The sequence below is a fragment of the Streptococcus mitis genome (assembly GCF_001281025.1).
In the GTDB taxonomy this organism is placed as follows: domain Bacteria; phylum Bacillota; class Bacilli; order Lactobacillales; family Streptococcaceae; genus Streptococcus; species Streptococcus mitis_AK.
Genome location: NZ_CP012646.1, coordinates 1,562,294 through 1,581,670 on the forward strand (window position 1 = coordinate 1,562,294; position 19,377 = coordinate 1,581,670).

25 protein-coding genes are annotated in these 19,377 nt (G+C 39.1%); 4 read left to right on the forward strand and 21 right to left on the reverse strand.

The window, feature by feature from the left end; translation table 11 throughout:
• Positions 1 to 3: 3 nt before the first annotated feature.
• The 10 genes from RN80_RS07650 to RN80_RS07695 all read right to left on the reverse strand — a co-directional run bounded on the left by RN80_RS07650 (position 4) and on the right by RN80_RS07695 (position 9,051).
• Complete coding sequence (locus tag RN80_RS07650) at positions 4 to 483, reverse strand: NUDIX hydrolase (protein ID WP_060628538.1); 480 nt, start codon at positions 481 to 483, stop codon at positions 4 to 6.
• A gap of 10 nt (positions 484 to 493) precedes the next feature.
• The gene (locus RN80_RS07655; RefSeq protein WP_060628539.1) at positions 494 to 1,192 is read right to left on the reverse strand and encodes a 3-oxoacyl-ACP reductase; all 699 of its coding nucleotides are present in this window, start codon (positions 1,190 to 1,192) and stop codon (positions 494 to 496) included.
• Complete coding sequence (locus tag RN80_RS07660; RefSeq protein WP_060628540.1) at positions 1,185 to 1,421, reverse strand: DUF2829 domain-containing protein; 237 nt, start codon at positions 1,419 to 1,421, stop codon at positions 1,185 to 1,187. Before RN80_RS07660 ends, RN80_RS07655 begins: the two co-directional genes overlap by 8 nt.
• 99 nt (positions 1,422 to 1,520) lie before the next feature.
• Positions 1,521 to 2,447, reverse strand: a complete 927-nt coding sequence (locus RN80_RS07665) for an aldo/keto reductase (protein WP_060628541.1) — start codon at positions 2,445 to 2,447, stop codon at positions 1,521 to 1,523.
• 74 nt (positions 2,448 to 2,521) lie between these two features.
• Positions 2,522 to 3,337 carry a hypothetical protein gene (locus RN80_RS07670; RefSeq protein WP_060628542.1) on the reverse strand — a complete coding sequence of 272 codons (816 nt, stop codon included), beginning with the start codon at positions 3,335 to 3,337 and terminating at the stop codon, positions 2,522 to 2,524.
• Positions 3,338 to 3,340: 3 nt separating this feature from the next.
• The gene (locus RN80_RS07675) at positions 3,341 to 3,661 is read right to left on the reverse strand and encodes a PadR family transcriptional regulator (RefSeq protein WP_000665422.1); all 321 of its coding nucleotides are present in this window, start codon (positions 3,659 to 3,661) and stop codon (positions 3,341 to 3,343) included.
• A 132-nt stretch (positions 3,662 to 3,793) separates the two neighbouring features.
• Positions 3,794 to 5,791, reverse strand: coding sequence for a methionine--tRNA ligase (gene metG / locus RN80_RS07680; RefSeq protein ID WP_060628543.1), 1,998 nt, complete (start codon positions 5,789 to 5,791; stop codon positions 3,794 to 3,796).
• 123 nt (positions 5,792 to 5,914) lie between these two features.
• The gene (locus RN80_RS07685) at positions 5,915 to 7,174 is read right to left on the reverse strand and encodes an ABC transporter permease (RefSeq protein ID WP_060628544.1); all 1,260 of its coding nucleotides are present in this window, start codon (positions 7,172 to 7,174) and stop codon (positions 5,915 to 5,917) included.
• 1 nt (position 7,175) lies between these two features.
• A complete protein-coding gene (locus RN80_RS07690; protein WP_060628545.1) occupies positions 7,176 to 7,877 on the reverse strand; it encodes an ABC transporter ATP-binding protein in 702 nt (233 codons plus the stop codon).
• Entirely contained in the window at positions 7,861 to 9,051 is a 1,191-nt protein-coding gene (locus tag RN80_RS07695) for an efflux RND transporter periplasmic adaptor subunit (protein WP_060628546.1), read from the reverse strand. Before RN80_RS07695 ends, RN80_RS07690 begins: the two co-directional genes overlap by 17 nt.
• A 290-nt stretch (positions 9,052 to 9,341) precedes the next feature.
• Here RN80_RS07695 and gor point away from each other — a divergent pair, with 290 nt between their 5' ends.
• Positions 9,342 to 10,688: a glutathione-disulfide reductase gene (gor, locus tag RN80_RS07700; protein ID WP_060628547.1), complete on the forward strand. Its 1,347-nt coding sequence runs from the start codon at positions 9,342 to 9,344 to the stop codon at positions 10,686 to 10,688.
• Between the two features lie 195 nt (positions 10,689 to 10,883).
• On the forward strand, positions 10,884 to 11,420 hold the full coding sequence (locus tag RN80_RS07705) for a biotin transporter BioY (protein WP_060628548.1): 537 nt from the start codon (positions 10,884 to 10,886) through the stop codon (positions 11,418 to 11,420).
• 159 nt (positions 11,421 to 11,579) lie between these two features.
• Here the strand turns inward: RN80_RS07705 and RN80_RS07710 are convergent, their stop codons facing one another.
• Positions 11,580 to 11,795 (reverse strand): YdbC family protein, encoded by a 216-nt coding sequence (locus RN80_RS07710; protein ID WP_049542960.1) that lies wholly within the window; start codon positions 11,793 to 11,795, stop codon positions 11,580 to 11,582.
• 98 nt (positions 11,796 to 11,893) lie between these two features.
• On the opposite strand from RN80_RS07710, the gene RN80_RS07715 reads away from it, so the two are divergent.
• Entirely contained in the window at positions 11,894 to 12,214 is a 321-nt protein-coding gene (locus tag RN80_RS07715) for a hypothetical protein (RefSeq protein WP_045611343.1), read from the forward strand.
• 29 nt (positions 12,215 to 12,243) lie between these two features.
• Here RN80_RS07715 and RN80_RS07720 read toward each other — a convergent pair whose 3' ends face one another.
• The 9 genes from RN80_RS07720 to rpsP all read right to left on the reverse strand — a co-directional run bounded on the left by RN80_RS07720 (position 12,244) and on the right by rpsP (position 17,890).
• Entirely contained in the window at positions 12,244 to 12,582 is a 339-nt protein-coding gene (locus RN80_RS07720) for an ATP cone domain-containing protein (protein ID WP_001196040.1), read from the reverse strand.
• Positions 12,583 to 12,593: 11 nt separating this feature from the next.
• On the reverse strand, positions 12,594 to 13,313 hold the full coding sequence (gene trmD / locus RN80_RS07725) for a tRNA (guanosine(37)-N1)-methyltransferase TrmD (RefSeq protein ID WP_045611341.1): 720 nt from the start codon (positions 13,311 to 13,313) through the stop codon (positions 12,594 to 12,596).
• Complete coding sequence (rimM, locus tag RN80_RS07730; protein WP_045611339.1) at positions 13,303 to 13,821, reverse strand: ribosome maturation factor RimM; 519 nt, start codon at positions 13,819 to 13,821, stop codon at positions 13,303 to 13,305. Before rimM ends, trmD begins: the two co-directional genes overlap by 11 nt.
• Positions 13,822 to 13,851: 30 nt before the next feature.
• Positions 13,852 to 14,640, reverse strand: coding sequence for an alpha/beta fold hydrolase (locus RN80_RS07735; RefSeq protein ID WP_060628549.1), 789 nt, complete (start codon positions 14,638 to 14,640; stop codon positions 13,852 to 13,854).
• 97 nt (positions 14,641 to 14,737) lie between these two features.
• A complete protein-coding gene (locus RN80_RS07740; RefSeq protein ID WP_060628550.1) occupies positions 14,738 to 15,595 on the reverse strand; it encodes an alpha/beta fold hydrolase in 858 nt (285 codons plus the stop codon).
• A gap of 148 nt (positions 15,596 to 15,743) precedes the next feature.
• Positions 15,744 to 16,646 carry a DMT family transporter gene (locus RN80_RS07745; RefSeq protein ID WP_001003374.1) on the reverse strand — a complete coding sequence of 301 codons (903 nt, stop codon included), beginning with the start codon at positions 16,644 to 16,646 and terminating at the stop codon, positions 15,744 to 15,746.
• 338 nt (positions 16,647 to 16,984) lie between these two features.
• The gene (locus RN80_RS07750) at positions 16,985 to 17,314 is read right to left on the reverse strand and encodes a MazG nucleotide pyrophosphohydrolase domain-containing protein (RefSeq protein ID WP_004234201.1); all 330 of its coding nucleotides are present in this window, start codon (positions 17,312 to 17,314) and stop codon (positions 16,985 to 16,987) included.
• A 44-nt stretch (positions 17,315 to 17,358) separates the two neighbouring features.
• Complete coding sequence (gene kphA, locus RN80_RS07755; protein ID WP_000379617.1) at positions 17,359 to 17,598, reverse strand: RNA-binding protein KphA; 240 nt, start codon at positions 17,596 to 17,598, stop codon at positions 17,359 to 17,361.
• 19 nt (positions 17,599 to 17,617) lie between these two features.
• The gene (gene rpsP / locus RN80_RS07760) at positions 17,618 to 17,890 is read right to left on the reverse strand and encodes a 30S ribosomal protein S16 (RefSeq protein ID WP_060628551.1); all 273 of its coding nucleotides are present in this window, start codon (positions 17,888 to 17,890) and stop codon (positions 17,618 to 17,620) included.
• A 176-nt stretch (positions 17,891 to 18,066) separates the two neighbouring features.
• On the opposite strand from rpsP, the gene RN80_RS07765 reads away from it, so the two are divergent.
• The gene (locus RN80_RS07765) at positions 18,067 to 18,267 is read left to right on the forward strand and encodes a hypothetical protein (protein ID WP_001098347.1); all 201 of its coding nucleotides are present in this window, start codon (positions 18,067 to 18,069) and stop codon (positions 18,265 to 18,267) included.
• Between the two features lie 207 nt (positions 18,268 to 18,474).
• Here RN80_RS07765 and RN80_RS10145 read toward each other — a convergent pair whose 3' ends face one another.
• Complete coding sequence (locus RN80_RS10145) at positions 18,475 to 19,377, reverse strand: hypothetical protein (protein WP_000386831.1); 903 nt, start codon at positions 19,375 to 19,377, stop codon at positions 18,475 to 18,477.

Below are 19,377 nucleotides of genomic sequence, written 5' to 3' on the forward strand. Positions count from 1 at the left end.
CCCCTACTTCACCTTCCAATTCATGTAAGAAGTCTTGTCAAGTTCAGGAAATCCTAATAATTCAGACTTAACCTTCAAGACTAATGGCGATGCATTTTCTTCTGTGATCTCTTGAATATCCATCCAAATATATCCAAGTGAATCATTCGCACCTTCAGACACAGCTTCCGAAATCGTAACTTGAGGTGCACTCTCATTCATTTCAACATCATACAAGGCCATGACATGGTGAACCATAAAATTTTTTAACTCTTCCCTGACGAAAACATCGTAGATTCGAGGATTAGAGTAGCTTCTAACAGTAAATCCCGTCTCTTCCATAACTTCTCTAGTCAGCGTTTCCGTCAGTCCTTCTCCAAGTTGCTGACTGCCTCCAGGTAGATCATACCGATGTTGATAAGGGCCTCTCGTTTTTTCAATGCAGAGTAACTTCCCATTTTCAAAGCAAACAGCGTAGACTCCAAAGTGTCTTTTGATTTCCATCCAACTACTCCTACTTCAAAGACCAGCCACCATCAATCATCAGGATTTGTCCCTGCATGGCGTTTGCTTTTCCACTTGCTAAGAAAAGGCTAATCTCTGCTATTTCCTCTGGCTTAATCCAACGCTTGATTGGTGTTTCACTAGCCACCCAGTCCGCTAAACCACCTGGCTCAAAGTCCGCAGCAGTCATAGCTGTCTTGACTGCTCCTGGAGCGATACCAAAGATCTGAATCCCAGCTTCTGCATAGTCTAAAGCCAACTGCTTGGTGAAGCCAGCCAAGGCGTGCTTCGAAGAAGTATAGGCGTGTCCACCGCCACCTGCTAGGCTAGAAGCAATAGAGCACATATTGATGATGATTCCCTTTTTATTCTCCAACATTTGCGTCAAATAATAGCGAGTCAACTCTACTGGAGTAACGTAGTTAATTTCAAAAATTTCTTGAATTTCCTGCGCTGTCTGTTCCAAAAGTGGTTTATAATCATCCAAAACTCCCGCAGTATTGCACAAAACATCAACCCGAGGACACCAATCAAAAACAGGTTCCAAGTCCAAGGTCAAATCTCTCTGTAAAAAGTGAAAATCACCCTCTAAGAGTGGATTTTCACCTTGGTCAACTCCATAAACTTGATAGCCCTTCTCTAAAAAGAGGCGAGCTTGAGCCAGACCAATCCCTGAACTCACTCCTGTAATCAATACACGTTTAGTCATTCACTTCTACCCAATCTATCGCCAAAACATCACAAGGTGTCGGACTCCACATGGAAAAACCTTCTCCTTCTCCAGACACGTTGATTAGGAAATAAGGTGTCACTTCAAGTGCAACCCCGTTTTGTTCAATGGTGTCAAAAAGTTGGACATAGTTTTCCGCACCTCCCCAACCAGTTCGTACATATTTTTTCTTAGCCTTTAAGCCAGGCAGGATCTCTTCAAATGTCATGTTTTTCTCCTTTAATATCAATAATTCTCCCCTTCATTATAACAAAAAAACCGCTTTAAAACGGCTTTTTGACTGTGATTTATTTACATCTGCTTCTACTTACGGCAAATTATTCCCTGCAGCTAGATAAATTTCATACCATTCTTTTCTTGTTAAGCTAAAGTTTGCCGCTTGGCTAACTTCTCTCAAGTGCTTAGGATTTGTTGTACCTACGACTGCCTGCATTTTTGCTGGATAACGCAATATCCAAGAAATGGCAATAGTTGAAGAGGTTACTCCATATTTAATAGCTAAACGATCAAGTCCTTGATTTAAAGTTTGAAATTTCTCATTTCCAACAAAATTCCCTTTAAAATACCCAAATTGTAAGACAGACCATGCTTGAATGACCACATCATGTAATTTGCAATATTCAAAAATGCTGCCATCTCGCATAGCTGCTTGACTATCTTCCATATTAACATGAAAACCTGATTCGAATCCTGGTGTAAAAGCCGCACTCAATTGTAGCTGATTAACAGCTAACGGCTGCTTGACATCTTTTTTAAGCAACTCCATCATCATAGGATTTTGATTAGAAACTCCAAAATCTCGGACCTTACCTTGTTTATAAAGGAGATCAAAGGCTTCTGCTACTTGGTCAGATTCCATCAAAGCATCTGGTCGATGAAGGAGCAAGCTATCTAGATGATCAATCTTCAATCTTTGCAAAATTCCGTCAACTGATTTTATAATATAGTCCTTAGAAAAATCAAAATAGGTAAATTCTTCAATGCGAATTCCACATTTAGACTGAATCCACATCTTTTCTCTTAAATCTAGACGATTTTTTAGGACAAGACCTAACAGTTCTTCACAACGACCACGACCATAAATATCAGCCAAGTCAAAAGCATTGATTCCAACAGACAGTGCTGTTTCTACAAGCTCTTCAACTTCTTTTACAGACTTATCTTTTATTCTCATCATTCCGAGAACAATTTCTGATAATTCTTTGTCATCTTGACCAAGAGTTATGTATCTCATCAAATTTTTCTCCTTCAATTTCTAACATTCTTCCCTTCATTATAACAAAAAACCGCTTTACAACGGCTTTTTGACTATATTTCACTCCATTTTATCTTCTTAAACCCACGGAAAAAGAGAAAGATTCCAATAAACAGGATAGCTAAAGGAATGATTTTTGTAAGGAAAGCATTTGAAATTCCCATCCACTCATAGAAACGGAGCAGAGAACCTACAACAAGATGAGCAACAATCATACTGACAAATGGACGAAAAACCGGTTCTTTCCAATTCCAAATACTGATGACTAGAGAAAACGTAAAGACAGACAAACTATCCCAGGGAGCCGGAAGATTTAAGACTCCTTCTTGTATGAAACTTCCTATTCCTACATATCCTAGAACGACTAGCAGAACAAGAATTCCAACGACAATATAAGTGCCAATTTTCTTCTTAGGAGAATCTTGGACTAGCCCCCAACGTAAGATTGTGGCCACAAGTCCAAATCCAATCAGAAAAAGAATCAGTTGCCCTAAAAACGTGAGCAAATTAACTGTTAAGAGAGAGCCTTTCGAAAAATCGCTTAGTAGTTGATAATAACGTAATACCGCTAGGACAAGGATTGGCGTCAACAGTGACTCCTTGATAGAACTGCGTGGTGCTTCCTTGAGAATCTCTTTCATTATTTTTTTAGGATTCTTACCTAGATAATCCTCTGCACTCATGCCATCTCGTTCTGCTTCTGAAAAATCTAACATCATCAAATAGATCTGCTCTCTGAGATAGTCCTCATCATAGAGAAATCCAGCAAGATTAAAACTATCCCACAGCTCCTCAAAATACTGCTGATTCTCCTCAGAAAACTCATGCAACAAAGCGTTTGTTTCTTCATAATACTTCATTTTCTTCATGGTTTAACCCCCATTCTTAATCCCTTCTACTTTTTGACTCAAATCATCCCATTGTTGCCAAAAGACTGAGACACGCTCTTCTCCTTCTTTCGTTAACGAAAAATACTTCCGGTCTGGACCATCTGGCGACGGACGCATGTCGCCTCTTATCCATTGATTTTTTTCTAACTTTTGCAACAAAGGATAAATAGTTCCTGGAACGATAGTATCAAATCCAGCCTCTCGCAAAGTCTGAACCAACTCATAACCATATCGCTCTTTTTGACCAATCATATCCAAGACACAACCTTCAAGCACACCTTTTAACAATTGAGTTTCTTTCATCACTTCTCCCTTCTATCTATTTTGTAATACATACTAGTAACTTCACCTATAATATACCATTTTCACACTAGTTTGTAAAGCATAATAGTTAAAGAAAAAAACAGAACTAGCATGAACTAGTCCTGTCTATTTTTATCCAATCACACTTCCATTTGGTACAGCTGAATCAACTGTAAGAAGGGTTAATTGTCCATCATGTTCAGCTGATAGGATCATCCCTTGGCTGACATATTTCTTCATCATTTTACGAGGTTTGAGGTTAGCAACGATTTGAACTTTCTTGCCGACCAATTCTTGTTCGTTTGGATAGTATTTGGCAATTCCTGAAAGGATTTGACGATCTTCACCATCACCAGCATCCAAGCGGAATTGAAGCAACTTATCTGAACCTTCTACTTTAGACACTTCTTTGACTTCTGCGACACGGATTTCGACCTTGTCAAAGTCTTCAAACTTGATTTCTTCCTTGTTTAGTTTGAGTTCAACTTCGTCTGGGTTCCACTCTTTTTCGACTGCTGGTTTGTTGCCTTCCATTTGTTCCTTGATATAGGCGATTTCTTCTTCCATATCCAGACGTGGGAAGATTGGTGTTCCTTTGGCAACTACAGTTACACCTGCAGGGAAGTCAGCCAAGCTCAAGTTCTCAAGGCTAGCAACTTCTGCTAAACCAAGTTGAGTCAAAACTGCACGACTGGTTTCCATCATAAACGGTTCAATCAAGTGAGCTACAACACGAAGGCTGGCTGCCAAGTGACTCATAACACTTGCTAATTGGTCACGAAGAGCTTCATCCTTGGCCAAGACCCATGGAGCTGTCTCGTCGATGTATTTATTCGTACGTGAAATAAGAGTCCAGACTGCTTCAAGTGCACGTGGGTAGTCAACTGCTTCCATGTGTGTATGGTAGTCTGCGATTGATTGTTCTGCAACCTCAGCAAGAGCATGATCAAACTCTGTCACGCCCTCTACATAGGCTGGAATTTGTCCATCAAAGTACTTGTTAATCATAGAAACAGTACGGTTGAGGAGGTTTCCAAGGTCATTAGCCAATTCATAATTGATACGGCCAACATAGTCTTCCGGAGTAAAGGTTCCGTCTGAACCAACTGGAAGGCTACGCATGAGGTAGTAACGAAGTGGATCTAGTCCAAAACGCTCTATCAACATTTCAGGATAGACAACATTCCCTTTAGATTTAGACATCTTTCCGTCTTTCATGACAAACCAACCATGACCAATCAAACGTTCTGGCAATTTGATATCCAACATCATAAGAAGGATTGGCCAGTAGATTGAGTGAAAACGAAGGATGTCTTTTCCAACCATGTGGAAGACTGTTCCGTTCCAGAACTTGTCAAAGTTAGCGTGTTCGTCTTGATCGTAGCCAAGAGCTGTCACATAGTTGAGCAGAGCATCAAACCAAACGTAGACAACGTGTTTAGGATTAGATGGTACCGGAACACCCCATGTAAAGGTTGTGCGAGAAACTGCCAAATCCTCTAAACCTGGCTCGATAAAGTTGCGAAGCATTTCATTCAGACGACCATCTGGAGTGATAAATTCAGGATGAGCTTTGAAAAATTCTACCAGACGATCTTGGTACTTGCTAAGACGAAGGAAATAAGACTCTTCAGATACCCATTCCACTTCGTGACCTGATGGAGCAATACCGCCAGTCACATTTCCAGCTTCATCACGGAATACTTCCGCAAGCTGGCTTTCTGTAAAGAATTCCTCATCTGAAACTGAATACCAGCCCGAGTATTCACCCAAGTAGATGTCATCTTGAGCCAGCAAGCGTTCAAAGACCTGCGCCACTACCTTTTCATGGTAATCATCAGTTGTGCGGATGAATTTATCGTATGAGATATCGAGTAATTGCCAGAGTTCTTTGACTCCAACTGCCATTCCATCAACATAGGCTTGTGGTGTAATGCCAGCTTCTTCTGCTTTTTGTTGAATCTTTTGACCATGCTCATCAAGACCTGTCAAATAAAAGACATCGTAGCCCATCAGGCGTTTGTAACGTGCTAGGACATCACATGCGATAGTTGTGTAGGCAGATCCGATATGAAGTTTACCAGATGGATAGTAAATCGGTGTTGTAATATAAAAATTCTTTTCAGACATAATTTTTCCTTTCCAGGCAAATGAAACCTGTTTTTCTAACACTTCATTATATCACATTTTTAAGGATTTTCGATAGGGAAATCCATACAAAAACAAGATAGACGAGTGTCCATCTTGTTTATTCTATTCATAACGAAGGGCTTCAATTGGATCAAGTTTCGAAGCCTTGTTGGCTGGCAAAACTCCAAAAATCATACCCACGCTAGCCGAAACTGCAAGGCTAAATAGGGCAACTGGGATTGATACTCCTACTTCTATACCAGCTATCAATCCTTGCAAGAGTAGACCAGCTATAGCTGTTAAGCCTGTCGCAATGGTTAGACCAATAACTCCACCAAGCAAGGTCAAAATCATGGATTCAATCAAAAACTGAATTAAAATATTGGCACGCGTTGCACCCAAAGCCTTACGGAGACCAATCTCACGGGTACGCTCTGTCACCGAAACAAGCATAATGTTCATAACACCAGTCCCTCCAACAAAGAGGGAAATCCCCGCAATGGCACTAATAATCGTAGTTATAAAGCCGAACATTTGTTGAACTTCGTTGAAGGCTTCTGTTGCATCTGCTACCTGATACTCCCCTTGTTGGAGACCAGCAATCTCCGTCATTCTTCTTGCCAACTCTGGCCCCAAAGTCTGGCTCAAGCTGGTATCATTAACACGAAAGACAATATTTGAAATCTCGTCTGTGTTAAAATTGACCGCAAGAGAAATATTAGTCGTAATTGGTAGTCCTCCGACTCCAAAGGTTTTTGCAGCCTTAGCTTCTTTACTTTCATAGACACCAATAACACGGTAGCTGATTTCATTTACTTCAACAATCTGATTGAGTGCATCTTTTGCTGAACCAAAAAGGCTATTGGCTAGTTCATCATCTAGGATAATCACACTTGCAAAATCTTTATAATCTTGCTCTCTAAGACCACGACCTTCAATGATTTCATTTTCGACCGCATCCATATAAGTGACATTTCCACCTGTCATGTTAGCGTGTTCGACCTTTTTATCCTTGTAGGTTAAGGTAACATTCGTCGAGTTGGTTAAATAGTAGCTATCCACTCCCTTGAGATTAGCAGCTTCCTTGACCCAAGCTTCTTGAGGTTTTGGTGGTTCAACAAAAACTTCCTCTTCTTTCCCAGAAACTGTCAAAGCTGATTGTTTTTGGGTAAAAGAACCATCTTTACTTTTAATTGGCGAGAAAAAAACATGAATATTCTTCTGTGACTTGGTCATGGTTTTATTGACCTGACGAGACATGGAATCACCTAGAGCCATAATCACAACAACTGAGGAAACACCGATAACAATCCCAATCATGGTTAAGAAAGAACGCATCTTGTGGGCCATAATGGATGAAAAGGCAAATTTCAGATTCTGCATCTTAGTTTTCCTCCTTTTCTACGAGACCACTATCAGATGAAATGACGCCATCACGAATGACAATCTGGCGTTTGGCATAAGCAGCGATCTCAGGCTCATGCGTTACCATGATAATGGTTTTTCCTTCTTTGTTCAAGTCAACCAATAGTTGCATGATTTGGTTACCTGTTTTGGTATCCAAGGCTCCTGTCGGTTCGTCCGCTAGGATAATAGAAGGATTGTTTACCAAGGCACGCGCGATAGCTACACGTTGCTTTTGGCCACCAGATAATTCTGAAGGCAAATGGTGACTACGCTCAGTCAATTCAACCTTATCTAGATATTCCTCAGCTAACTTGCGACGTTTTGAAGCCGAAACTCCCGCGTAAATTAAGGGCAATTCTACATTTTGCAGAGCATTGAGTTTGGATAGAAGAAAGAACTGCTGAAAGACAAATCCGATTTGTTGGTTGCGGACCTTGGCTAGTTGTTTTTCACCAAGTCCAGCAACTTCTTGACCTTCAAGATAATACTCTCCACTGGTTGGTGTATCCAACATGCCAATCGTATTCATCAGTGTAGATTTACCAGAACCAGATGGTCCCATGATGGCAACAAATTCACCCTCATTCACTTCTAAATTGATATTTTTGAGAACCTGCAGTTCTTGGTCACCATTACGGTAGCTTCTGCAGATATTTTTGAGACTAATTAGTTGCTTCATCAGCCTTCACCTCTTTTCCTTCCTCTAGAGAAGACGTTGGGTTACTGATGACCTTGACTCCATTTGTCAGACCTGAAGTGATTTCTTGGTTGTCTGCATCAGCATTTCCCAAACCAACTTCCACTTTCTTGGCCTTTTTCTGCTCGTCAAGTACCCAGACATAATTCTTATCATTTTCCATAACAACACTTGTTAAAGGAACCAAAATAGCTTTACTCTTGTTCTTGACCTCAACACTTACAGAGAATCCTTGTTTCAGATCACCAATTTCACTTGTAACATCGATGGTATATGGATATTTTGAGCCAGAATTACCAGCTGCTGCGGCAGCCGCTGTACTCGCTGCTTCGCCATTGTTTTTAGGGTAGTCAGAGATATAGCTAATCTTACCAGTCCAGCTCTTATCTTGGTAAACTTTAGAAGTAAAGGTTACTTCTTGTCCAACAGATAAATTGGCAAGGTTATATTCAGATAGTTCTCCCTTAACTTGCAAGTTTTCATTACTTACGACATGAACGACCACTTGGCTAGCTCCTGTTGGAGATTTAGAAACATTGTGGTTAACTTCGACCACAGTTCCCTCTAAGGTACTGAGAACCGTCATGGCATCCAACTGACTTTGAGCCTTGCTTAATTGCGCTGCTGCATCTGCACGTGCATCACGAGCATCACCTAGCTGTGCATCAATAGATGACACTGCATTGCCTGAGACTGGAGCTTGAGCTGCTGTACCTTCCGCTGGTAACTGTGGAGCGGGAGCTGAAGTGGCTTCATTTCGTGCTTGATTGAGTTCGTTGATATGACGGTCTGCCTTAGCTACTGCTCGACTAGCTGAATCATAGGCAGCCTGTGCTTCTGAACTACTGTACTTGACTAAAGCTTGTCCTTCGCTGACTTTATCACCCACAGAAACAAGGATTTCATCTAAATCTCCCTTACTAGCATCAAAATAAACATATTGTTCATTTTTTGCCGTTACTGTCCCTGATAATAGAACAGAGGATGCCACGCTTCCTTCCTTAGCAACAACAAGATGAGTAGGCTCATCTTTTACAGCAGTCTGAGATGGTTGTCTAAAGAGCAAAATCCCTCCAGCCCCCAATACAACTACACTTGCAGCACCAATTGCTGCATACAATTGCCACTTTTTAGCTTTGCGATTCTTTTTCATAATGAAACTCCTTTTTGATTTAAAGTCCTTAACAATATTATATAAAAATTACCAAATATAAACAATAACAGTTCAGAACGAAATAATGACATTTCAGGATTTGATTATTGTTCGGAATCTATTTTTATTGCCATTGTACTAGTTATATAATACACTTTATTTTTCCTTTTTGCAAGCCTTTTCTTTAATTTTTTTGAACGTAGCAGATTTTTGCAATCAGATAAAAAAAAAGATAGAATATGACTATCAAAAAATGACACTCTACTATTTCAAAGAGTACAAAGGAGTTTTCAATGAGAGAATATGATATCATTGCTATCGGTGGAGGTAGTGGAGGAATTGCTACCATGAACCGTGCTGGTGAACACGGAGCTAAAGCAGCCGTTATCGAGGAAAAGAAACTAGGCGGAACCTGCGTCAACGTCGGTTGTGTTCCTAAAAAAATCATGTGGTACGGGGCACAAATCGCTGAGACTTTCCATCAATTTGGAGAAGACTACGGCTTTAAGACTACTGATCTTAACTTTGACTTTGCAACACTACGTCGTAATCGTGAAGCCTACATTGATCGCGCTCGTTCTTCTTATGATGGCAGTTTTAAACGCAACGGTGTAGATTTGATTGAAGGTCATGCTGAATTTGTAGATTCTCATACTGTCAGCGTAAATGGTGAACTGATTCGTGCTAAACATATCGTGATTGCTACTGGTGCCCATCCAAGTATTCCAAACATTCCCGGTGCTGAACTAGGTGGCTCTTCTGATGATGTATTTGCCTGGGAAGAATTGCCAGAGTCAGTTGCAATTCTAGGCGCCGGTTATATCGCTGTTGAATTGGCTGGCGTACTCCACACCTTTGGTGTCAAGACAGATCTCTTTGTTCGTCGTGATCGTCCTTTACGTGGTTTTGATTCTTACATCGTTGAAGGTTTGGTAAAGGAAATGGAAAGAACAAACTTGCCACTTCATACTCACAAAGTCCCTGCCAAGTTAGAAAAAACTGCTGAGGGCATTACCATTCATTTCGAAGATGGTACTAGTCACACAGCTAGCCAAGTTATCTGGGCTACAGGTCGCCGTCCAAACGTTAAGAGCTTGCAACTTGAAAAAGCTGGAGTAACTCTGAATGAACGTGGCTTTATCCAAGTGGATAAATACCAAAATACTGTTGTTGAAGGAATCTACGCTCTAGGTGATGTAACAGGGGAAAAAGAACTAACTCCAGTTGCTATCAAGGCTGGACGTACTTTATCTGAGCGTCTCTTTAACGGAAAAACAACTGCTAAAATGGACTACACAACTATTCCAACTGTTGTCTTTTCACACCCTGCTATAGGAACTGTGGGATTGACAGAAGAACAAGCTATCAAAGAATATGGTCAAGAGCAAATCAAGGTTTACAAATCAAGCTTTGCATCTATGTACTCTGCCGTTACTAGCAATAGACAAGAATCCCGTTTCAAACTCATAACAGCTGGTTCAGAAGAAAAAGTTGTCGGACTTCATGGAATTGGCTACGGTGTTGATGAAATGATTCAAGGATTTGCTGTTGCTATCAAAATGGGAGCAACCAAGGCAGACTTTGATGCAACTGTGGCGATTCACCCAACTGCATCCGAAGAATTTGTAACTATGCGTTAATCGAAACAAAAGAAGCTGATACAAATGTGTCTGCTTCTTTTTTGATAATTTTCGAATCAACAAAACAATTATCCAACTTAATTAGTCAGCAAATCGGCCGTTACAGTTTTTGTTACCTTGTATTAAAAAATTGGTTGACAATAATTACTCTACGAGTATAATAGTTACTATACATCAGAAAAGAGGTTAACTATTTTGAAAAAAGCTCACGTTTATGCTATCCCTGCTATTGGGGCTGCTCTCATTGCTGTTTTGGCACAAATCAGTCTTCCAATTGGACCCGTCCCCTTCACTCTTCAAAACTTTGCAATCGGCTTGATTGCTACTGTCTTCAGACCGAGAGAGGCTGTACTTTCTGTTGGACTCTATCTTCTTCTAGGTGCTATCGGTCTTCCTGTCTTTGCAGGAGGTGGAGCTGGTTTTCAGGCTTTAGTTGGCCCCACTGCAGGCTATCTTTGGTTTTATCTCATTTACTCTGGACTTACTTCCTCTCTAACCAACAGCAAGAGTGGGATTGTCAATATTTTTCTTGCAAACCTCTTGGGTGATGCCCTTGTCTTTGTCGGCGGGATTCTAAGCTTGCATTTCCTAGCTGGAATGGCATTTGAAAAAGCTCTTGTGGTGGGGGTTATTCCCTTTATCATTCCAGATCTTGGTAAAATTATTGCTATTAGTTTTATTAGCCGTCCATTACTTCAACGCCTTAAAAATCAAGCTTACTTTGCTAACTAAAAAAGGATATCGAGTTGTCATAACTCAATATCCTTTTCTTTCATTTTGAAAACTTATACTCAATGAAAATCAAAGAGCAAACTAGGAAGCTAGCCGCAGGCTGTACTTGAGTACGGCAAGGCGAAGCTGACGCGGTTTGAATTTGATTTTCGAAGAGTATTATTTACCTTTAAAGGCATCCACCATCGTTTGAAATTCTTCATTGGAAAGAGTAATCCCTTTGCCCATTTTAGTATGGTCTGGACTCCAAGCACGAATATCAAACTTTGCAGGGGCACCATTAAAGCTCACACGGTTAATTTCCTTGGTCCAACCTTTTTCGTTTTCAGAAAGAGTCAACAAGTGCTCTTCGATTTCAAATGTAAATTCTGCCATTTTCTTCTCCTTTTTTAGCTTTCATTAGTTTATTCGTAAAATCTTGTAGATTTTAGGAAAATTTTATATAATATTGATATAAAAGAAGGGAGGCCAATATGAGATATAAATTCCAGCAAGTTCTAGATAAAATACATGACTTTTTAAATGGACATGACCAGCCTGACCATACTGAAACCAACTCCCTGACTGCTACTATTGAAGAGGCTATCCAGAAACAAACCGCTGTTCACCTTATCTTGTCTGAAACAAGCTTTACAGGTGACATCATCAAATACGATCAGCAACGCCAGCAAATTATCGTGAAAAATTTTGCAAAAAATGTGACCCGTATTATCCGCATAAGCGATATTCAACGCCTACGATTTGTCCCTTCAACCGTCCAAACAGCCCAAAAAAATAGATTTAAGAAAGAGTGAGATGTAGTTGCTTCATCCCACTCTTTTTCTTAGCGAATTTGTTCAAAATGTAAATGAACTGCGATATGATCTCCATAACCACTTCTTTCCAAGTCACGTTGTAGACGATAGGAAATGTAGTGTTCTGCAATGGTAATGTAACCTGCACCTAGTAGACGATGTTCAACCATAGACTGAATCATGCTAATGGTAGCACGTTCCACCTTGGCCTCTTCCAAATCCAAAACCACTTTCTTAGTGACTTGTGCAAGGTTTTGACGTAAATCATCTGTCAATACATAGACAGTCTGAGCTGCCTTTAAGATAGCTTGGTAAATCTTGTCTGGATTAAATTCAGCAATTTCTCCATCACGTTTGATTACTTGCATAGGTTTCTCCTTTATTCTTTGTTTTCTTTGATTTCTGCCAGCATTTTTTCTTCTTCTGCTGTCAGTTGATAATGTTCAAGCAAATCCGGTCTGCGTTCATAGGTTTTCTTCAAACTCTCATACAATCGCCACTGACGAATCTTTTCATGGTGACCACTCATCAATACATCTGGTACAACCATACCTCGATAATCATAGGGACGTGTGTACTGAGGATATTCAAGAAGGCCAGAAGAAAAACTATCATCTTGGTGGCTGGACTCCTTGCCAATCACTTCTGGAATCAGGCGAACCGTCGCATCAATCATGGTCATGGCCGCCAATTCTCCACCAGTTAAGACATAGTCACCCAAGGAGATCTCATCTGTCACCAAAGTCTTAATGCGCTCGTCATACCCCTCGTAGTGCCCACAGATAAAGATCAGTTCCTCTTCTTTGGCCAAATCCTCAGCATAAGCCTGATCAAACTGCTTTCCAGCAGGATCGAGGAGAATGACGCGCGGATTTTTCTTTTCAATAGCATCAAAGGCATCGAAAATGGGTTGGGCTCGGAGCAACATCCCCTGACCGCCTCCGTAGGGCTCATCGTCGACATGGCGGGCCTTTTCAGCATTTTCTCGAAAATTATGATACTGGATATCCAAGAGCCCCTTTTCTCGAGCCTTTCCAACGATTGAGTGCTCTAGCGGAGAAAACATCTCTGGAAAAAGGGTTAAAATATCAATCTTCATCGTCTAACCCTTCTAAGATTTCCACATCGACGCGGTTATTTGGAATATCAACATTGAGAATCACTGGTGGGATATAAGGCAAGAGCAAATCACGCTTGCCTTTTCGCTTGACCACCCAGACATCGTTAGCACCTGGTTGCAGGATTTCCTTGATAGTTCCAATCAAGTTATCACCCTCATAGACTTCCAAACCAATAATCTCGTGATAGTAGAATTCACCATCGTCTAGATCGTTCAAATCTTCCTCAGCGACCTTGAGACTGTATCCTTTGTACTTTTCGATAGCGTTGATATGGTACATATCTTTGAATTTAATGATGTCAAAGTTCTTCTGTTTACGGTGGCTAGCAATAGTTACTGTTTGAACAAACTGATCTTTTTCATCAAACAAAGCCAGCTCAGCTCCTTTTTTAAACCGTTCTTCTGCAAAATCCGTCACAGACAAGACTCGCATCTCACCCTGTAACCCCTGCGTATTGACGATTTTCCCAACATTAAAGTAGTTCATCTTGTCTCCTGTAGTCTCCTTCTTTCCATATTATTCTGACAACTCTTGAATAATAGCCGCAATTTTTTCTGATTCTGACCATTGTAAATAATGGTGATTCCCTCCTAAAATGAGTTTAGTATTGGAAGTCCAATATTCTGATTCTCTGTACTCTTTTTCTCTATAAGGCTGACAAAAAATAAATACAGGGATATAAGATTCTATAGATACATTCTCAAAATCTTCCTCAGTAATCTCTCCAGATATCTGAAATCCTGTATCTTGATTTTCCAACTCTGAACCTTTTTCTTGCATTATTTCCCAGATTTCTTTATTAATTTCAATGCTAAATGTTGCTTGAGTTAAGTTCTTAAAATAAAGTTCAGGACCATACTCGTCAATCAGCCTCATCTGCTCTTCCATTTCTGGATAAGGATTTTCTGAAAAATCAGCAAACATGACTTTTTTAGTTGTCGGTTCAATTGCTACTAAAGCCTGACACTTAATTGGTTTGTTGAGCAATTTGCAAGCTAAAATTCCACTCAAACTATGTACACAAAGTATATATTCAGAAATCGCCAATTCTTCAAGTACTTCATAAACCGCATCTGCAAGATTATCCAGATTTTTAGCAGATTGGTCATGAATCGGACTCCTACCTGTGTTCGGAAAATCAATTGTCAAATAACCAATTGTAGGAGGAAGTTTTTCAAGTATAAGTGAAAAATTTTCATAACTTGGTAGCAAACCTGCGCCACTTAAACAAACTAGCATTTTCTTTTGTTTTTGATAAGTAACAGAGAGACTACCAATTTCTGTAGATACTTCAAACCTCTTCATAAAGAAATCCACTCGTTCTATATAATGAATTATTAAAAATCCTTATCCTTTATTTTATCACGTTCCAAAGATTTTCTCAAGTTGGATAGTTCCTATCTTACGGGCCTACTACTTCTTCAAAAAATTCACCAATAAGCTGATTAAACTCTTTAGGATGGTCATTCATCGGTTGGTGTTTACTATCTGAAATCGTTACTTGACGCGCATTGGGATTTAAGGCAATGATATCATCGTAGATCATTTTTAGGTGTTTGGGAAAATCATTTTCGCCTCTTACTAATAGCATAGGAGGGTTTCCTTTATATCCTTCTATCTCATGAACTGCCAAGAAACCTGTGATTCCAAGGTTCAAGAAAACATCTCGCCCAGTTTCTATGATTGCCGTCTTGACTAATTCTCTTGTGATAGGATTATCTGTACACATTTTTGAGTTCTTATCTGCAATCAACTTCCAAGGAATCGTTTTATACATAAGGGAACTATATTTTATGCGATTTCTCTCTTTATCTGATAGGTAACGATGCTGTCCCCAACTATCTACCATGACCAAGGCTAGGACTCTTTCTGGATGGCGAAAGGTGTACTCTTGAAGTGGATTTCCTCCCCAAGAATGACCAACCAATATCACCTTATCCAACTGGAAATAGGACAAAATAGCATCTACATCTTGAACAGCACCTTCTAAGTCGGGTAGGCCAACTTTCATAGGTGATTCACCCTGTCCTCTAACGTTGACAAAATAGAGGTCAAATCCTTCAAAGGCATCATACTGGTGAGCCCACATCTGACTACGGCCACAAGCTCCATGATAAAAAATAATGTGGCCTTTACTTGCGTTTCCAGGACGATGATAAACAACCAAATCACAATCTAAGCCTGGTATAATGTGACGTACCAAAGTCTCGGGTTTTCTGTTATAAAAAGCAATAGCTTCAGCTATATCATTTTGCTTCATTTCTAAACTCTCTCTTCTTTATCCTAGTATTATTCTTTTTATCTATTTTATCATGCTATATTAAAATCATCGTTTTCTAAACTTAGTCCATTAAAAATTTTGAATTTTCTGTATCATTTAGATTAAGAAAAAGACTGCTTAGCAATCTTTACTTTTTTCTCATCAGATTCATGCCTAAAATTCCAGCAATAATCAATGTTGCTCCGATCACATGGTAGCTATAAATTGGTTCGTGGAGGATAAGAGCTCCGGCTAGAATAGTCAAAACTGTTCCAAGATTACCAAAGACACTAACGGTCGATGCTCCAAGTTGAACAATAGCATAGATAGAGAGACTACCAGTAACGATAGAGGCTAGAATTCCCAAATAGAGAATTGAAAGCAGATAAGATACCTGTCCAAGTGGCGCAAAGTAAGCTAATATGTTGCCATCTAGATAGTGCGAGGTCAGACTCAGCGTATTAAAGGTGACGAAGCCAACAAATATCACAACAGCTGTCATATCTATGGCCTGATAGCGACCTCCTTTGGACTTGCTGAGGATATTGCTTATTGCATTGGCGAGAACAGATCCCAACATCAAGAGAAAGCCAAAGCTAGCAGTCTCAGTACCGAAGTTAGCTCCTTTGCTAAGGAAGATGAAAACTACTCCTGCTACGGATAAAAATAAAAAGAACTTTTGAAGCAAGCTTGTCTTTTCCTTGAGAAAGGCCGATGCTAAAAGGAGAGTAAAAATCGGGACAAGAGCCTGTAAAATTCCAGCTTCAGAAGACGATATATACTGTAAAGCAAAGGATTGAAAAATAAAAAAGAGAAGAGGATAGAAAAGACTCATAGGCAGAATAGAAAGAATATCTTTTCTACTTAAACTCACTTTAATAAGTTTGGTTTGATAAAGAACAACCATTACTAAAGCTGCGATTGTATAGCGATGCGCTAAGTTTGTGAGAGGACTGGCATAGCCTAAAGCAATCTTAGTAAATAAAAAAGAAAATCCAATGATTGCTGAAAAGGATAAAGCTGCTAGGTAAGCTTTTGTTTTCTCGTTCATAGACTGTTACTCCCTTTAAAAATAGCTATTCTAAAGATTAATTGACTAGAATTCTTTGAGACTGTCTTTCCATTGTAGCATAGTAAAATGCTAGATGCTATTTCTAGGATTTATATTTTATGCCTACTATCACTCTTTCAAGCTGATAAATGCTTTCTCGTTGCCTATAAAGGAGGCAGCTATGCTGACCTGCTTTTCTCGTTCTTATCTCACAAGTTCTAGCTTGTCTACCTCTTGGAAATTCCTTACTTTTATAGCATAATCTACCATTTTCCTTGCTTTCTCTTTCTTATATTTACTAATACCTTCTTTATTAGTAAAAATCATTTATTATTGTCTTAGAGGTCCCCCTTCAAAAATCCTTCCAAATCACGTTCATGTTGGTACTTAATGGCTGCAGTTTTGTCTTTCTCAAAGATAGTCTTGATAAGGTCAATATCATTAATAGCTGCGATAGCAACTGTATAGTGAATGATATCAGCCAGTTCTTTTGCTAGTTCCTCGTTCGAATCTTGAACTCCCTCTTTTCGACCAGAGCGCCCATTCAAAACTTCAGCTACTTCTCCGACTTCCTCCACTAACTTCATAAAGAGACCTTCCTCAGTCCGAGACTGCTGGTAATGTTCCAGTAGGTAGTCTTGTAATTGTCTAAACGTTAAATCCTTCATATCCTGCTCCTTGCAAAAAAAGCGAGACATTCGTCCCGCCCTTCTTATTTTTCGTCAATAACGATTCTTACTTTTTTGTCTTCAGTTGGGACAGAGTAGACAATCGTTCTTATCGCAGAAATAGTGCGACCCTTACGACCGATTACACGACCCACATCGCTTTGATCAAGATCCAAATGATATTCCAAAAACTCTGGTGTATCTTCAATCTTGATAGTTAAGGCATCTGGTTGTGAAATCAAGGGTTTCACAATCGCAATAATGAGATTTTCAATCGTATCCATCTGTCAACCTACTTTAAACTTATTTTGAGAATTTAGAATCGTGGAATTTCTTCAATACACCTTCTTTTGAAAGGATGTTGCGAACTGTATTTGAAGGTTGAGCTCCATCAGCCAACCATGCAAGAACGCGGTCTTCTTTCAAAGTTACTTGGTTTTCAGCAACAAGTGGGTTGTAAGTTCCAACTGTTTCGATGAAACGTCCGTCACGTGGTGAACGTGAATCTGCTACGTTGATACGGTAGAAAGGTTTTTTCTTAGAACCCATACGAGTCAAACGGATTTTAACTGCCATTTTTAAAGTCTCTTTTCTTATTTTTTATTTCGGTGAAATAGCTGAGCTATTTAGCACATGTTCTATTATAGCAGATTTCTGGCAGGTGTCAAGAAAAAAACTTGACAGACTATAAAATTTTTACACCATTTATAAATTGGTTAGACTAATAAAGATAAATTAGAAAGAGAAACTTTATGAATACTACAATAGAGAACATTTACAAAGACCATCAAGTCAAAACCTTTATCTCTCCTGAACGTGATGTGGATGCTTGGCTCCTAAATCCCAAGCCCGTTCCTAAACGAAATATGGTACTACTTAAAGACAATCTCCTGGCAGGAGATATCATTCTACTATGGAGAATCCACTTTGGAACTTTTACCACCGAAACATGATTTTAAAAATTTCCATTCGAATATGATTCAAAATTCTCTTAAAATCAACGTTTTCTCGTTTTTTTAGAAAACAAATTTTCATCTAATTTGAATAACTTTCAATTAAATGGTGTGAATTTCACCCTAAAAACACACGAATTGAGCTAAATTTTACTAAAAAGTTCATACAATTATATATTCATGAAATTGCGACATATTCATCATTTATCAATCCCCAATAAATAAGTTTTCCCACTGAGTGATAGATGCTGGTAGGATCAACTTATACTTCTCATAGAAATCTAACAAATCGTTGTCCCCTATCCTAACTACATTTTCAATCTTATCTAAATTTATCACTCTCGGAGCATATAAATATACTATATAGCCTTCATCTAAGTATTGTTTAAATTCTAAGGCGTCAAGTTCCTTTGCTTTCTTTCCTTTCACTTGAACTACTGCTTTTCTCGGGTTATCAATTTCTCTTGAAATCATTTCACATTCAATTTTTATAGTAGTTGATTTCTTTGCAATTGAATTAGAAAGGACATAGTAGTTTTCCTTAATTTGAAGATATGAGATGACAAGTTCTTCTAAATCAAATTCAGGTAGATTATCGAGGAGACCTCCACTATAGGTTGTTACCTCAAAATAATTCTTTTTCGAAAATTTATTAAATATCAATTTTGAATATTCAATTATGCTTTTATCCCGTATCCTCTCAACTGTACCACCAAGAGGTCTATTAAACGATGACTTTATCTGTCCAGGGACTTGCATTCCCACGTTAAATGCATCAACTTGGATAACTGATCCAATATCCAAATGAGTATCACAAACTACTTTGGCTTGAGATTTCGCTTTACATATCCAATAATTTCCACTTAAATCTCGTGTCCAGAATAAATCATCTATCTGAGCATCCTTAAAAACATTTATTGCTGGATTCGCTCTGCCTCTTTCTTTTTTTATTCGTCCATAGTATTCATTAAAGTCTTCTTCCCGAATATCGCTACTTAAGCGACTCCAACCAAGTGCAAGATACTGTTCAGAATTATTTAAACAGAAGCCAATTAACTCTTTCCTAATGTTATCGTCTCTTTTTAAATGTATTCTAGTCACATAATCCAT